This window comes from Mycetocola sp. BIGb0189, from assembly GCF_024810155.1.
Taxonomy (GTDB): domain Bacteria; phylum Actinomycetota; class Actinomycetes; order Actinomycetales; family Microbacteriaceae; genus Mycetocola; species Mycetocola lacteus.
The window spans coordinates 262,715-277,079 of sequence record NZ_JANUED010000004.1; the positions used below are offsets into that span (position 1 = coordinate 262,715).

Annotated in this window: 17 protein-coding genes; 11 read left to right on the forward strand and 6 right to left on the reverse strand. The window is 66.3% G+C overall.

Annotation, left to right across the window (positions count from 1 at the left end):
* Together M2390_RS08315 and M2390_RS08320 are read right to left on the reverse strand one after the other, a co-directional pair.
* Nucleotides 1-783, reverse strand: a complete 783-nt coding sequence (locus tag M2390_RS08315) for an isocitrate lyase/phosphoenolpyruvate mutase family protein (protein WP_259177979.1) — start codon at nucleotides 781-783, stop codon at nucleotides 1-3.
* A 59-nt stretch (nucleotides 784-842) separates the two neighbouring features.
* A complete protein-coding gene (locus tag M2390_RS08320; protein WP_259177980.1) occupies nucleotides 843-1,325 on the reverse strand; it encodes a GNAT family N-acetyltransferase in 483 nt (160 codons plus the stop codon).
* Nucleotides 1,326-1,376: 51 nt separating this feature from the next.
* On the opposite strand from M2390_RS08320, the gene M2390_RS08325 reads away from it, so the two are divergent.
* Nucleotides 1,377-2,048 (forward strand): TetR/AcrR family transcriptional regulator, encoded by a 672-nt coding sequence (locus tag M2390_RS08325; RefSeq protein WP_259177981.1) that lies wholly within the window; start codon nucleotides 1,377-1,379, stop codon nucleotides 2,046-2,048.
* On the opposite strand, the gene M2390_RS08330 is transcribed toward M2390_RS08325, so the two are convergent.
* Entirely contained in the window at nucleotides 1,994-2,632 is a 639-nt protein-coding gene (locus tag M2390_RS08330) for an HD domain-containing protein (RefSeq protein ID WP_259177982.1), read from the reverse strand. The two genes, M2390_RS08325 and M2390_RS08330, sit on opposite strands and share 55 nt — an antisense overlap.
* 125 nt (nucleotides 2,633-2,757) lie before the next feature.
* On the opposite strand from M2390_RS08330, the gene M2390_RS08335 reads away from it, so the two are divergent.
* Nucleotides 2,758-3,720, forward strand: coding sequence for a GlxA family transcriptional regulator (locus M2390_RS08335; protein ID WP_259177983.1), 963 nt, complete (start codon nucleotides 2,758-2,760; stop codon nucleotides 3,718-3,720).
* Nucleotides 3,721-3,768: 48 nt separating this feature from the next.
* Here M2390_RS08335 and M2390_RS08340 read toward each other — a convergent pair whose 3' ends face one another.
* Nucleotides 3,769-4,635, reverse strand: a complete 867-nt coding sequence (locus M2390_RS08340) for a helix-turn-helix domain-containing protein (protein WP_259177984.1) — start codon at nucleotides 4,633-4,635, stop codon at nucleotides 3,769-3,771.
* Between the two features lie 185 nt (nucleotides 4,636-4,820).
* Between M2390_RS08340 and M2390_RS08345 the strand changes: the two genes are divergently transcribed.
* A complete protein-coding gene (locus M2390_RS08345; protein ID WP_259177985.1) occupies nucleotides 4,821-6,047 on the forward strand; it encodes an MFS transporter in 1,227 nt (408 codons plus the stop codon).
* Complete coding sequence (locus M2390_RS08350) at nucleotides 6,044-6,586, forward strand: YbhB/YbcL family Raf kinase inhibitor-like protein (protein WP_259177986.1); 543 nt, start codon at nucleotides 6,044-6,046, stop codon at nucleotides 6,584-6,586. The genes M2390_RS08345 and M2390_RS08350 overlap by 4 nt, the downstream gene beginning before the upstream one ends.
* 120 nt (nucleotides 6,587-6,706) lie before the next feature.
* Here M2390_RS08350 and M2390_RS08355 read toward each other — a convergent pair whose 3' ends face one another.
* Nucleotides 6,707-6,994, reverse strand: coding sequence for a helix-turn-helix domain-containing protein (locus M2390_RS08355; protein ID WP_259177987.1), 288 nt, complete (start codon nucleotides 6,992-6,994; stop codon nucleotides 6,707-6,709).
* Nucleotides 6,995-7,057: 63 nt separating this feature from the next.
* Here M2390_RS08355 and map point away from each other — a divergent pair, with 63 nt between their 5' ends.
* The 6 genes from map to M2390_RS08385 all read left to right on the forward strand — a co-directional run bounded on the left by map (nucleotide 7,058) and on the right by M2390_RS08385 (nucleotide 12,737).
* A complete protein-coding gene (gene map, locus M2390_RS08360; RefSeq protein WP_259177988.1) occupies nucleotides 7,058-7,834 on the forward strand; it encodes a type I methionyl aminopeptidase in 777 nt (258 codons plus the stop codon).
* Nucleotides 7,835-8,243: 409 nt separating this feature from the next.
* The gene (locus M2390_RS08365; RefSeq protein WP_259177989.1) at nucleotides 8,244-8,747 is read left to right on the forward strand and encodes an RNA polymerase sigma factor; all 504 of its coding nucleotides are present in this window, start codon (nucleotides 8,244-8,246) and stop codon (nucleotides 8,745-8,747) included.
* Nucleotides 8,740-9,804: a hypothetical protein gene (locus M2390_RS08370; protein WP_259177990.1), complete on the forward strand. Its 1,065-nt coding sequence runs from the start codon at nucleotides 8,740-8,742 to the stop codon at nucleotides 9,802-9,804. Before M2390_RS08365 ends, M2390_RS08370 begins: the two co-directional genes overlap by 8 nt.
* Before the next feature lie 61 nt (nucleotides 9,805-9,865).
* The gene (locus tag M2390_RS08375) at nucleotides 9,866-10,357 is read left to right on the forward strand and encodes a peptidase inhibitor family I36 protein (protein WP_259177991.1); all 492 of its coding nucleotides are present in this window, start codon (nucleotides 9,866-9,868) and stop codon (nucleotides 10,355-10,357) included.
* Between the two features lie 199 nt (nucleotides 10,358-10,556).
* A complete protein-coding gene (gene bla, locus M2390_RS08380; RefSeq protein WP_259177992.1) occupies nucleotides 10,557-11,489 on the forward strand; it encodes a class A beta-lactamase in 933 nt (310 codons plus the stop codon).
* A 183-nt stretch (nucleotides 11,490-11,672) separates the two neighbouring features.
* Nucleotides 11,673-12,737, forward strand: a complete 1,065-nt coding sequence (locus M2390_RS08385) for an LPXTG cell wall anchor domain-containing protein (protein ID WP_259177993.1) — start codon at nucleotides 11,673-11,675, stop codon at nucleotides 12,735-12,737.
* A gap of 24 nt (nucleotides 12,738-12,761) precedes the next feature.
* Here the strand turns inward: M2390_RS08385 and M2390_RS08390 are convergent, their stop codons facing one another.
* Complete coding sequence (locus M2390_RS08390) at nucleotides 12,762-13,283, reverse strand: hypothetical protein (RefSeq protein WP_259177994.1); 522 nt, start codon at nucleotides 13,281-13,283, stop codon at nucleotides 12,762-12,764.
* A gap of 116 nt (nucleotides 13,284-13,399) precedes the next feature.
* On the opposite strand from M2390_RS08390, the gene M2390_RS08395 reads away from it, so the two are divergent.
* On the forward strand, nucleotides 13,400-14,302 hold the full coding sequence (locus tag M2390_RS08395) for an AraC family transcriptional regulator (RefSeq protein ID WP_259177995.1): 903 nt from the start codon (nucleotides 13,400-13,402) through the stop codon (nucleotides 14,300-14,302).
* The last annotated feature ends 63 nt before the right edge of the window (nucleotides 14,303-14,365 follow it).

A 14,365-nucleotide genomic window follows, 5' to 3' on the forward strand; every position in this document is an offset into this window, starting at 1 on the left:
CTACCCCCGCGCGACCAGGCGGTTCAGCTCGGCATAGTCCATCTGCCTGGCCGGCCACCGCGCGGCAGTGAGGAATCGCTCGGCATCTCGGCGCAGACCCGCATAGGCCGACTGGGCGAAAGCCGATCCTGAACTGAGTCTTGCAACCCCGAGGGTGCCCAGCTCCTCGACACCGGGGGTGGCCTCGCCAATCATCACGTTGAGCGGACCGGAAATCCCCCGCGCCAGCTCCCCAATGGTTTCGGCATCAACCACACCGGGCACAAACACCCCGTCGGCACCGGCGGCGAGATACAACGTGGCGCGCCGAATCGTCTCGGCGATGCGCGCGGGAAGATCCCCTTCGCCCGAGAGAAACACGTCCGTGCGCGCATTGATGAAGAGGGCTACTGATGCTTCCCGGGCGACGCGGATACGCGCGACCGTTTCCTCGGGGGTGCGCGGGCCGTCCTCGATGTTGATACCCGCGGCACCGGTGGCACACACCAGCCGGACGGTCTCGGTGACCCCCTCCGGGGATTCGGCGTACCCGCCCTCGATATCCGCGGTGACCGGAACCGCCACCGCGGCGACGATCGATTCCAGGGTGGCGAGCATTCGATCGCGGTTGAGCACGCCCCCGTCGGCGGCACCCTGTGCCCAGGCGATACCCGCACTCGTGGTGGCAATCGCCTGCGCGCCAGCTACCTCGAGGATGCGTGCCCCGGCCACATCCCAGGCGTTAGGGAGCAGGAGCGGGACGGCGGCGTGGTGCAGGGCTCTGAAGGTTTCAATCCGGTTCATAGTTCGAGTCAAACACCTCGAAGAACTCGAAGCTGGCCGAAATCGGACCCGACCGTCGACTAGGGTCGCGGGGCTAGGTCACGACCAAAACACACGGATTCGAATGCGCCCGCGTAGTCTCCAAAACCGGGGATCTGAGCGTAGCCCTCACGGGTGTAGAAGCGAATCGCGTCGGGCTGACGTTCACCTGTTTCCAGCACCATACGGTGTGCACCGAGCGCTCGGGCCGCATCCTCAAGGCGGTGCAGCATCGCGGTGGAGATACCGGTACCTCGGGCTGCGGGGGCCACATACATGCGCTTAATCTCCATGTACCCAGGACCAAACACGGTCTCGGGAACGCTTCGCAGACCGCCACACGCAATGGCTGCGCCCGCCTCATCGTGCGCCACGAGAAACACCGGAATCTCATCGGCGGTAGGGGCATGACCGGGCTCATGATCGTCGCTGCCGTAGCGCGCGTCCAGTTCCGCGCGCTGTGCCAGGCGGAGGTTTGCCCCGTCGACGTCCTCCCAGGGGACGTCCTCGATCAGCCAGTTCATGCACAATCCTTTCGTAACAAGTGTTACCGTAACACATGTTACGCTGTCCACATGCCCCGACCGCACGATCCTCACGCCCAGCGCCAACTCCTCTCCGAGGCGGTGTGGGCCACCCTGGCCGAAGACGGACCCGGCGGCCTCACCCTGCGTGCGGTTGCCAAACGCGCGGGCTGCACCACCGGGCTCGTACTGCACACGTTCACCGATAAGCGGGCACTCCTGCTGGATGCTCGAGACCGCCTGCACGAGCGCACCCGCCTCCGCGCCGAACGGCTCGAGGCCGAGGCCACCGACCCGGTGGATGCGCTGCGCTCGGTTGCACTGGGAACCCTCGCCGCCGATGAGGATGGCCTGGCCAACGCCCGCGTCTGGGTAGGATTTCTGGCCTCAGCCTTTGGTGATGAGGTGCTGGCCGAACGCCACGCGCTACACAGCGGGTCTTTCAGACTTCGCCTCACCCGGCTCATCCTGGCAGCCATCCCCTCGCTCTCCACGTCCGAGGCCGAGGCTCGCGCGGCCCTGCTCGCCGCAACCACCGAAGGAGTGTGCGTCCTGGCCGCCGGAAACCCGGCGACCTGGACGGCGGAACTCCAGTTTGTAGCGGTGCTGCGCGCACTGGATGCGGCGCTAGAGCCGCCGGCTTGTCGGCCATTCACTACCCGGCCCGGCTACTCCGCCCAGGGGTTCCCACGGATCACCTCGACAAAGTCGCCCCGCACATAGCCCGGCATGAAGTGCGCCAGCACATCGGCGTTCACATTGCCAAAGGTCGAGTCGGGTCGGTGAACATTGCCCGCGGTAAACGCCGCCAGGATCCGGATCTTGAAGTCCGGACGCGGGTGCGCCTCGACGACCGCGGACCGCTGTTCCGCGCTCAGCTCGTGGTACCAGATCCCCAACACGTCCGTCTCCACCCCGGCGGTGACCAGGGCGACCTCGGGCTCCATAAACTCAGGCACGCCGGGGGTAGTGTGTAGCGCGATGCCGGTCCACACCTTCTGCGCATCCGCAGCGCTCACGCCGCGGGCGGTGAGGAATGCCCGGGCGGCGTTGGCGGAGTCCACCTCAAAGCGCAGCTGCGAGGTGTGGAAGGTGTCGGTCAGCCCGAGGTCGTGGAACATGGCACCGGCGTAGAGCAGTTCGGGATCCACGCTCAGCCCGCGGTGCTGCCCCATCAGGGAACCGAACAGGAACACGCGGCGGGAGTGATGGAAGAGCAGCTCGCTCTCATGCTCACGCACATACTCCGTGATATCGCGGACAAGGGCGGTGTCGGGGATCGTGATTCCGGCGATCGTTTCGGTCATGGTGTTCTCCTTGAATGTGCAGCCCGCCGAACCGCTCGGGAGCCTGCATCCAGGCTCCCCCGGTCGCGGCCGATCTCACAGTGTCCAAATTGACAGATATCCCTCTAATACAGACATACTGGAGGATGCCCAGCCACTCGATCGCCTTCCTGCTGTTTCCCGGTGTCAAACAGCTGGATATCGTCGGCCCGGCCGAGGTTTTTGCCGAGGCGAACCGGCTGGGCGCCCACTACGAGCTGCTATATGTTTCGGCGGACGGCGCCCCGGTTCCCACCTCGATCGGCGCCCCCTTCCCCGTGACCACCCGTGCTCGGGATCTCACCCGCGCAGACACGCTGATCATCCCCGGCGGCGACGCCCTCCCTACGGCCGCGATTCCCCCGGAAACCCTGGAGGCCACCGCAAGACTGGTCGATATCTCGGCCCGCGTCGCCTCTGTTTGCACCGGGGCCTTCCTGCTGGCGGCCACCGGTGCGTTGAGCGGACGCCGCGCCACAACCCACTGGGCCCATGCGAGCCTTCTCGCCCGGCTGTATCCGGGCATCACCGTCACCGCGGACTCCATTTTTGTTCGCGACGGTCGCTTCCACACCTCCGCCGGGGTCTCCTCGGGTATCGACCTGGCGCTGTCGCTGATCGAGACCGATCTTGGCCCCGAGCTGGCCCGCGAGGTCGCCCGCCAGCTGGTGGTGTACCTGAGGCGGCCCGGTGGACAATCGCAGTTCTCGACCCTGAACGAGGTGTCCCGCGGGAGTCATGATGCGGTGCAGCGGGTCATCGAAATCATCATCGAGGCCCCGGCCGCCGCCCACTCAATCACCGAGCTCGCCGCCGCGGCGGGGCTCAGCACCCGCCACCTCTCACGCCTGTTCCAGTCCGAGCTCGGCATGACCCCGGCCCGCTTTGTCGAGGGGGTGCGACTGGACACGGCCAAGGCTCTGCTCCTACGCGGCGAGTCGGTCAGCGTCACCAGCCGCCGAGCCGGATTCCAGAGTGCGGATACCATGCGTCGCCTCTTTGTCACCCGCCTCGGCATGCCGCCCAGCGTGTTTCAGCAGCGCTTTCGCACCAGTGATCGGGCCGACTAAGGCTCCCGGTCCGCAGCGCGGCCAATCGCAGACTTCGGGATCCCTCCGTCAGTAGGTATTCTCCGCCGGAACACTCCAGTTGGCCAGGAGCTGCATGGCCTGTGCCGTGGGTGAATCCGGTTCGACCGTATAGACCAGCATCAGCAGGTCGGAGGCCCCGGTCACCTCGAAGGACTCGTACCCAAACTCCACATCTCCCACCAGTGCGTGGTGGTAGCGCTTGCTCCCGGATCGGTAGCGCAGCACGTCGTGGGAGGCCCAGAGGTCCGCGAACTCGACGCTCCGAGTCGAGAGCTCCCCCACCAGCGCCTGGAGTCCCGGGTCTTCGGGGGCACGGCCCACGGCCTGTCGCAGAAGGGCCACGTTATTGCGCTTCATCCGGTCCAGATCGCGATAGAACTCGGGCGCGCGGGGATTCAGGAACACAAAGCGCGCGTAGTTGAAGGGCACACCGGGTTCGTCGCTCGGGTCCCCGTAGAGGGCTCGACCGATCGCATTGGCGGCCACGTGATCCCCGCGCAGATTCTGCACAAACGCGGGGACGGTGATCGCATCCAGCACCAGCTGGAGATTCAGCGACACCCGGGTGGTAACGGAACGACGGGCGGAGCGCGCGCCGGGCCCCACCGGCCTGGTTGCCTGCACCAGGTCAAACAGGTGTTCACGCTCGGCCTCGTCCAGGCGCAGCGCATCGGCGATCGCATCCAGCACCTCGGGGGACACCCCGGACGTATGCCCGCGCTCGATCCGCGCGTAGTAGTCGACGCTCACCCCGGCCAGGAACGCAACCTCCTCGCGCCGCAGGCCGGGAACCCGTCGCACCCCACCGAAGGTCGGTACGCCGGTCTCCTCGGGGGTGATTCGGGCACGCCGCGAGGCGAGAAACGTCTTAATCTCGGCTCGTCGATTGTCCATGAGGCCCATCCTAGGTTGCAAACCGCCGGGTGTGGGGTGCCCTGCTAGACCCTGGGTGGGCCAGACCACTGTTCGAGCGGGCGTTCCGCGCCCTGAGCAAACGGCGTTTTCTAGAAGTATGACCTTCGCGTCGAGCCGCGTGTTATCCGGCTCCGCGATCCCCGTGCCTCAACAGAAAGCTCACCATGTCACACCAGAGTCCCCCGGGCAGCACGACCGCCCAGCACACCACTCCCGGCAAAATGCCGGCCGTGGTCCCCATCCTGATGGTGGGTGCCTTCCTCATGTGCACCACCGAGAACATCGTGGCCGGTCTGCTCACGCAGATTGCCGGCGATCTTCAGGTAACCGAGGCTCGCGCCGGGTTGTTGATCACCATTTTCGCAATCGGCATGGTCATCGGGGCACCGGTCATGGCCGTGGCCACCCGAAAACTACATCCGCGCGTGACCCTGGTGGGCGCGCTGGTGATCTTCGCGCTGGGTCATGCATTCACCGCGCTGAGCAGCAGCTTCGAGATGAGCCTGGTTGCTCGATTCGTCTCGGCGGTGGCCACCGGCGCATTCTGGGCCGTCGCCGCGGTGGTTGCCACCTCGGCCGCCGGCCCGGCACTGGCCTCCCGCGCCCTCGGGCTGATGATGAGCGGTGTGGGTCTGGCCACCGTGGCCGGTGTCCCGCTGGGCGCCTTCGTGGGACAGCTGGTGGGATGGCGCGGCACCTTCTGGCTGCTCACCATCCTCACCGCGATCGCCGCGGTGATCATCTCCCGCATCACCCTCACCCACAACACCGGCGACCAAACCTCCATCGGTGCCGAGTTACGCGCGTTCGGTCAGGTTCGCATCTGGCTGGTCCTCGCGGCCACAGCGGTGGTCAGCGGCGGAGTCATGGCCGCGTTCAGTTACATTCAGCCGCTGCTGGTGAACCGCACCGGCCTGCCCGGTTGGAGCGTTCCGATCGTGCTGGTGGTTTATGGCGTCGGCTGTCTGCTGGGCACCAACCTGGCCGGACGCCTGGGCGACCGGCACGCGATCGCGACCTACCTCGGTGCCACGCTGATCGGGGCGATCGCCCTGGCCCTGCTGGTTCCGCTCTCGATCAACCCGGTCTGGAGCTTTGTCCTGTTCTTTGTGGTGGGTGCCGCGGGCATGTGTGTGCCGCCGCTGGCCACCGGGCTCTCGATCCGGCTCGCCCCCACCGCGCCCACCCTCGCCGCCGCCTCCGCGGTTGCCGCCTATAACGGTGGCGTCGCGCTGGGATCCTGGGTGGCCGGGCTGGCCCTGGAGTCCTCACTCGGTATCACCGGACCCTCAGCTATCGGGGCCATGATGGTCGGCGTGGGCCTGGTTCCCCTGATCGTTCTCGCCCTCCTCCGTCTCCCGTCCCCCACCACTCACAAGGAGCATTCATGACCACCCTCAACAACCCCTTTGCTCGGCTTCCCGAGGTCCCCTCCTTCACCCTGACCAGCAGCACCGTCGCCGACGGTGAGGCGTTTGGTCCCGCCCAGTACTCGGGTCTGTTCGGAGTTCCCGGCGGCGAGGATCGTTCCCCGCAGCTCTCCTGGAGCGGTGCCCCCGAGGGCACCCTGAGCTACGCGGTCACCGTTTTTGACCCGGACGCACCCACCGGTTCGGGCTTCTGGCACTGGGCGGTCACGGGTATTCCCGCCTCGGTCACCGAGCTGGCCGAGGGTGCCGGGGACGAGACCGGATCGGGCCTCCCGGATGGGTCGCTTCAGCTGCGCGGCGACAGCGGCGCGGCTCGCTTCCTCGGATCGGCCCCGCCCGCCGGCCACGGCGAACACCGCTACTTCATCACCGTGCACGCCCTCGATGTGGCCGACCTGGGCGTGGGCCCCGATGCGACTCCGGCCTTCCTCGGGTTCAATATCTTCGGCCACATCCTCGGCCGGGCAACGATCGTGGCCACCGCGATCAACAACGGCTAATCACGAAAGCGGGCGAGACCGGCATGGTCTCGCCCGCTTGTCGATCTGCTCGCCAGAAGACCGGGTGCCCACACAAAGACGAGGCACCCACGCAGCGGCCAGACGGCCGCGCGGGTGCCGCTAGGACGCCAGCGGCTGCACCCGGGCCGCGTCATCCACGCACTCGACCGGGCTCATCTCGGCCCAGACGGCATCGAGGGAGAGCCCCAGAACTCCGGCAATCACCGCGATGGTGGAAAACGCCGGGGTGGCCACGCGGCCGGATTCGATCTTGCGCAGCGTCTCGGGCGAGATCCCCGCATCCAAGGCAACCATGAGCATCGATCGCTCGCCGCGGGCGCGCCGCAGGAGGGCACCGAGGCGTTCCCCGCGCGCGACCTCTTCCGGGGTGAGGGGCAGTCTAACCATGAGCCAATCCTATACCGGTATAGTTTGACCGGTATAGTTATTGGATTCTGGCGAGAGGCCCCCATGATCGAAATCCTGACCCCCGACGAGCTCGACCGCGCCCGCAAGACCGGCGCTCTGGTGGGCACCATCCTGCACACCCTCAAAAACCGCACCCGCATCGGCACCAATCTGCTGGAGATTGATCGCTGGGCTCGCGCGATGATCCTCGACGCCGGGGCCGTGTCCTGCTACGTGGACTACGCCCCCTCATTTGGGCGCGGGCCATTTGGGCACTACATCTGCACCGCCGTCAATGATGCCGTCCTCCACGGCCTCCCCCACGACTACGTGCTCGCCGATGGCGACCTGCTCACCCTGGATCTGGCGGTCACCCTCGATGGCATCTCGGCGGACGCGGCGATCAGCTTTATCGTGGGTGAGGCCCGCCCGCCGGCGAGCGTCGCGCTGATCGAAACCACCGAGCGCGCGTTGGCCGCGGGGATCGCCGCCGCCGGCCCGGGTGCACGCACCGGGGATATTGCCCACGCGATCGGCACCGTCCTGAGCGGGGCTGGCTACCCGATCAACCTGGAGTTTGGCGGTCACGGCATCGGGTCCACCATGCATCAGGACCCCCACATCTCCAATGACGGACGCCCCGGCCGCGGCTTCACCCTCCGCCCGGGCCTGCTGCTCGCCCTGGAACCCTGGGTCATGGAGGACACCGACCGCCTGATCACCGACCCCGACGGCTGGACCCTGCGCAGCGCCACGGGCGCGCGCACCGCCCACAGTGAGCACACGGTAGCGATCACCGAGCACGGGGTCGAGATCCTCACCCTGCCGCCCAAAAACTAGCCGCCCGGCCGCCGCGGGAAAATTTTCCGAAAAAAGTTTGGGGGCCAATGTCACATATCCCCCACTTCCGGAAACAACCTAGATGAGGCACTTCGCCTCGCACTGCACGCGAGAACCGCCGTGCCTATCCGGGGGGAGGGCCGTCTGATGAATATGAGACGGTTTTTGGGCACGGCGGGCGCGATCTTCACGCTTGTCGGGATCTGCGTGGGGCGGCTTGATTCGCACCTCTTCCACGGCAGCGGCCCACCGCTTCGTTGCTGATCCACCCCGACCCTTCCACCCCAGAGACCATGCCCACACACCACGGAACGCTCGAATGCTACAGTTCGGTGTTCCCAGTTGTGGGGAATCGGGCGGCAATCCCGCCTCGATTATGTGGGCTTCTCAGTGGAGACGGGGTGGCGGTGTGAGCGAATTTTCGGAGTTTTTCCGCGCCAACCATTCGCTGGTGGTGGGTGTGGCCGAACGACGATTGAGCTCCCGCCAGGACGGCGAGGAAATCGCGACCGAGGCCTTCCGCATTGCCTGGGAACGACACTGCACCGGGGAACCCCTCAGCGTTCCGTGGCTCTACGGCGTCGTACGCAATCTGATCGGCAACGAGTACCGACGCCGCGAGCGCCAGGAGAATCTACACACCCATCTCGGGGAAAAACTCTCCGCCCGACCGCAGGGTGATGACGACACCCACGCCGATATCCGAGACGCCCTCGAACGACTCCCCCACATTCATCGCGACGTCCTGATGATGACCTACTGGGAGGATCTCACCACCCGTGAGATCGCCGACATTCTCAGCACCACACCCCTGGCGATCCGCACCCGCCTGGTACGGGCACGCAGACTGCTGCGCACCGCCCTCGCCGACCTTGACCACAACGCCACCACGGAGGTTTCGACTCATGAATGATCTCCTGGGCGACGTCCTGCGCGCGGCAGATCCGGGCACCGTACACCGCGACACCCCACTTTCCGAGCGCGCGCTGAGCGAGCTGGCCGCCTATGAGGCGGCGGAGGCGGCGGGCACCCGCACTCCCGCCGGGGCGCACCTCGTGCACGCCGAGTCTCGCCGCCCCCTCCTGGCGCGTCGACCCGGCCGGACCTCCGCGGCCCGAACCGAGGGACGCCCGTCGAACCGTCCCGGCACCCCTCGTCGGCGCATGGGCCTGGCCGCGGGCGCGATGGCGGCTTTCGCCGCGGTGGCGATTTTTGTCATTGCGCTGATCAATCCCGGCCCTGCCCTGGCCTCGACCCCACCCCTGCTTGAGCTCACCCCGGTATCGGGCACGGCCCCCACACTGCTGACGGAGATGGCCCAGATGCAACGCACCCAGCCTGCCGCAGGCTCAACCATCCGCGCCCAGATGTGGTCATTGAACACCTCGATCGCCGAGGACGGTTCAATCGAATCCTCGGTCACCGAACCCCAGCGCAGCGAGACGGTATTCGCCGCGGATGGCTCGGTTCACCTGGTCCTCACCGCGGCACCCCCCTTCCCCGGACAGGCGTCCGCCGGGTTGCCCAAGCCGGGCACCGTGCTGGTGGATGAAAACTTCCCCTCGGGGCAGTGGGAGTTCCCGGCGGAATCGGGCCCCCCGACAAACGTCGATGAGGTGGGTGCCTATCTGGCCGCCCTCACCGAAGACCCGCATCTGAGCGACGGGCAAACGTTCCGCGAGATCGCCAGCATTCTCTCCAATTTCCCCATCACTCGCGCCCAGGAGTCGGCGCTGCTGGGATACCTGGCGACCCTGAAGAGCATTACGGTGGCGGGCCAGACCACCGACCGGCTGGACCGCACGGGCATCGTTTTCCAGGCTCGAGATCGCTCACCCGACTTCGAGGATCGGCTCATCGTGTCCCCCAAACACGGGCAGATTTTGGCGGCGGAAACCCTCTATGTTGGAAGCTCAAGGACCGATATTGCCTCCCCGTCGGTGATCGACTACGTCGCCTGGGAGCGCTAGCGGATCCCCCATCCCACACGCGCCACCCACCGCGTGCCCTCCCGAAACGGATACCCGTAACATGCGTTTTCTCCGCACAACCCTGGCTGCCGCAGCCCTGACGCTCCTCACCCTGGCCACCCCGAGTATCGCTTCCGCACAGGGCTCCTCCGCCGATGCGATGCAGGCGCGGGTGGACTCGATCATCTCGGTCCACGGAGGCGAGCAGACCGCCTGGAACGAGATCACCTGGGACAACGGGGACGTGATCGCGACGCTCAGTGCCGAGCCCGCGGCATCTGCCCGCTCACTGTCCGCACTGGCCGCGGGCAACTGCGCGAGCGGTCGTTACTGCGCGTATTCGCTGCTCAACTATGGCGGCGACCGACTCACCTACTCGGCCTGCCCGGCAACCAACACGAGTTTTAGCGCCATCGGCACCGTGCGTTCGATTTCGAATAACCGGGCCTCGAGCACCGTTCGCGCCTATGCGGGTACCACGTTGAAGAACACGATCTCTTCCGGATCCGGGGCATCCAGCACCACCGGCATCACGCGAATCACCTGCTCCTAGCGACCGGGTGGGTTCGGGGTGAGTCAAGAAAGAACCTCACCCCGAACCGGCTGCGCGGGCTTACCCTGTGCCCTTTTCGCACGGCCTACCGCCACTCCCTCCCCGAAGAGGAAGGCCGGTACTGAAATACTAGGTGGTTTTATGCTAATACACAAGTTGGCGTGAAGAATGGAAGGAAACCTCACCACTAGGAGTCACCATGACACACCTCAACCGACGCACCTTCTTAGGGTTGACCGCGGCCGGTGTCGCCGGCCTGCTGACCGCCTGCTCCACAAAACCCGCACACTCGGCACCCCCATCCACCTCCGAGGACACCGCCCACTCTCCCCGTGCTGCCCTCCGCTCCGACGCGGCGTTCGCCGCCCTCGAAGCCGAGTACGGTGCCCGACTCGGACTGTTCCTGATCGACACCGGCTCGCAGCGGACGGTTGAGTATCGCCCCGATGAACGCTTCGCCTTTGCCTCCACCATCAAGGCCCACCAGGCCGCGGCAATCCTCCAGACCCGCGATATCGCGGCACTCGAGGAGCATGTCACCTTTACTGCCGAGCAGATCGTCTCGTATTCACCGATTACCGAGCAACACATCGAGGACGGCATGCCGCTTCGAGACGTGGTGACCGCGGCACTCCAATACAGCGACAACACGGCCGCCAACCTGATGTTTGATCGCCTCGGTGGCCCCGCCGGCCTGCAGCAGCTCCTGCGCGAGGCCGGAGATCACACCATCAGCGTCAACCGGATCGAACCCGACCTCAACGAGGCAACCCCGGGCGACCCCCGCGACACCACCACCCCGCGCGCCCACGCCCACACACTCGCTCTGTTTGGGGTCTCCGATCACCTGCCGCCTAACAAGCGTGAGCTCCTCACCGACTGGATGAAGGCCAATACCACCGGCGGCGAGCTCATTCGTGCCGGCGTTCCCACAGACTGGGTGGTGGCCGATAAGACCGGCGGCGGCTACTACGGCACTCGCAACGACATCGCCATCCTCTGGCCACCCACCGGAGCACCGCTCGTACTCGCGGTGATGTCCAGCAAGGACGCGCAGGACGCCGAGTACAGCAATGCCCTGATCGCCCGCGCAACCACCCAGGCACTGGCAACACTCACGGCCGCGCACTGACACCCTCCCGTACTGGGGGCAGAATTCCCCGACCCTGCGCTAAACCTGCGCTAATCAATACGTTACGTAGCATATCCGCTGTTAGCGTCGGCCCTCGGGGCCCGCAACCGCGGGCTTCCCTCCGCTCAAGGTGTCGATGCGGTTCTCATGGTCGAGGCCCTGAGCCCGATCAAGGGAATGCGCATGACATCATCATTTTTGACTCGACCGACCGCCCCACACCCTCGTAGCCGGGTCGGCGTGGGAGCGGTGGGAGTGGCCGCACTGCTCGGGATTCTCCTCGGCACCGTCTCGCCCGCACACGCCGCGGAAACACCGATCCTCATCCCCGATTCCGCCCTGCGGGCCTGTCTCAACGCGGCACTGGGCCAGCCGGAAAATGCGGACATTCTGCCCGCCCAGGCCGCCGATTCCGATGCGCAGATCTCGGCGCACTGTCACGATGCCGGCATCGCTCGTCTGGACGGCATCGAGTACTTCACCGGACTGCACTTCCTGGATATCTCGGGCAATAGCATTCGAGACGCGGCTCCGCTGGGAGCACTCGGGCGCAACCTGACCCGCGCTGGTCTGACACTGAGCGATATCCACATTGAGCGCAACCACATCACCGATTTCTCGGCACTGGGCGATCTGGTGGTTCGCTACTACTTCTTTGCCGAGCCGCAGCAGGAAACCCTCCCCGCGATTCACCCTCTGACCCCGGTGAACAACCCGCTCCGCAATCAGGACGGGTCAATCATCGTGCCCACCTCGACCGATCCCGGATTTAGCTATGACGCCGCATCCAACACCTTCACCTTTGCCACATTCGGTCCCAAAACCCTGACCTGGACGGCTCCGCTGACCCCCGGCAGCCAGACATACAACTACACAACCTCGGGCACCCTGAACATCTCGGTGACCGATACCCGTGGGGGCGAAACTCCGACCGCGTCGCCGACCGCCACCACAACGCCCACCGCGACCCCCACGTCCTCGGCCCCTACCTCCTCGACTCCCACGGGTCCGGTGTCTGCGGAGCCGAGCGCGCCGGGAACCAGCGCTACTCCCGGATCTCCCACGTCCCCCGGCAGTGCAACGTCGAGCGCACTCCCCGTGGCACCCGGGGCCTCCAACCCGTCCCTGGCCCAGACCGGGCTGGGTCTCAGTGTTCCCGCGTTCGGAGCGGTAATCGCACTCCTGCTGGGCGCTGGCGCGCTGCTCGCACGACGACGCAGCCACGCCCCGGAAGCTGACCGGACCTAACCGGCCCGAACAAACGCAACCGTGTTAGCGGGTTCGGGACTCCTCGGGGTTCCGGACCCGCGCGGCCAGGCACTCGGCCTCGACCGCCTTGATCATCGCCTCCGGGTCATCCGTGCGGAGCACAAACACGCGCCCATCATGAGTCCGAATCTCGACTGCGGGTCCGGCGTCCAGGAGGAGATAGCGTCGACCGCCGGCGCTGCGGTAGCCGAGCCCGGCGATGTTTTTTCCGCTCACGTCCTCGGTGCGGCGCACCACATCGATCCGCTCCGCGCGAATCCGAAACATCCGAAAGGGAAGGAGGTAACCGGAAACGGACCCGTTTCCCACCCTGACCAGCGCCGTGTTTTGTACCAGCACGAGGCCTGCGGGCGCGAGCACCAGGGTTCCGACGATCAAGCCGACCATCAGCGAGGGTGCCGCATCGGTACCCCAGTGATCGGCAAGGGTGGTCGCGAGAAAATAGAAGAACACCACCGTGGCAAGCTCGGCAAACCAGCCGATACCTGCAAGCCAGCGCGGCCCCCGCTGCAATTCACCGTACATTTGCACCCCCCTGTGTCCCCCTCAGTCTGGCACAGATTGGTTTATCGGGAATCCCCGCTCCCGGTCAGCCCGTGAGTCAGGGAATAAGCGCCCCCTCCCTACCGGTTGAATCGTTCATGCCTGCCACCCGAGAAGCCGCACCCGTCGTCGGAGCCCTGGATCGCGCACTCGCCTCCCTCGAGTGGGTCCTGAGCGAGTCTCAGCGCACGCTCTACACGGCCGGGCAACGCGCCGCGCACCCGCCGGCCTCCGCCGGCTTTTCCCTGGTATCCGCGGGAGCGGTGTCGATGCGTGTGGGAGCGGAGTGGATTGATCTTGAGGCGGGCGACGTCCTGTTTTACCCGCGCGGTCGACTACACGAGGTGCGGGCACACGCGGGGGCGGACGCCAACGTGGTCAGCATCTCCTTTTCCCCCACCGAACCCAGCCAGCACACGCTGGACCGCTTCCCCGATGCCCTCCTGGTCACCCGCTTTCACGAGCATGAACCCAACCTGGCAGCACTGATCGATTCCATGGCTCGCTGCGTACAGACAGCCACCGAGGCCGCAGCGACAAAGCCCCGCCGCGACGGCGATCTGGTGGTGTGCGGCCTGATGACCAACATGATCGTCTCGTCGATTGTTCGCCAGTGGGTGGAGCTGGGCTGCGCACCGGAGCGCTGGCTGCACCGCGTCACCGATCCCTTTATCTCGCGGGCACTCGATGCGCTACACGCGGAGCCCGGCCGAGCCTGGAGCGTTCAGGATCTGGCCCGAGTGGCCGCAATGTCCAGGTCCTCCTTTGCCGAACGCTTCCACACGCTGGTCGGACAAACCCCGGCCTCATATCTGACCGGCGTGCGGATGGAGGCGGGTATGGACCTCCTCACCCGTCAGGGTCTCAGCATTGCCGATACCGCCCACCGCCTGGGATACGAATCCGAGGCCGGGTTCAGCCGCGCCTTTCGCCGGCACACCGGGTCGGCTCCCGCGCTGTGGCGCGAGGGCCGGCGCGCGCTCCCCCAGCCCGCGGCGTAGGCGCGACCAACCCGCGGCCGCGTCACCCCACTCGGCTGTGTCACCCCACTCGGCTGTGTCACC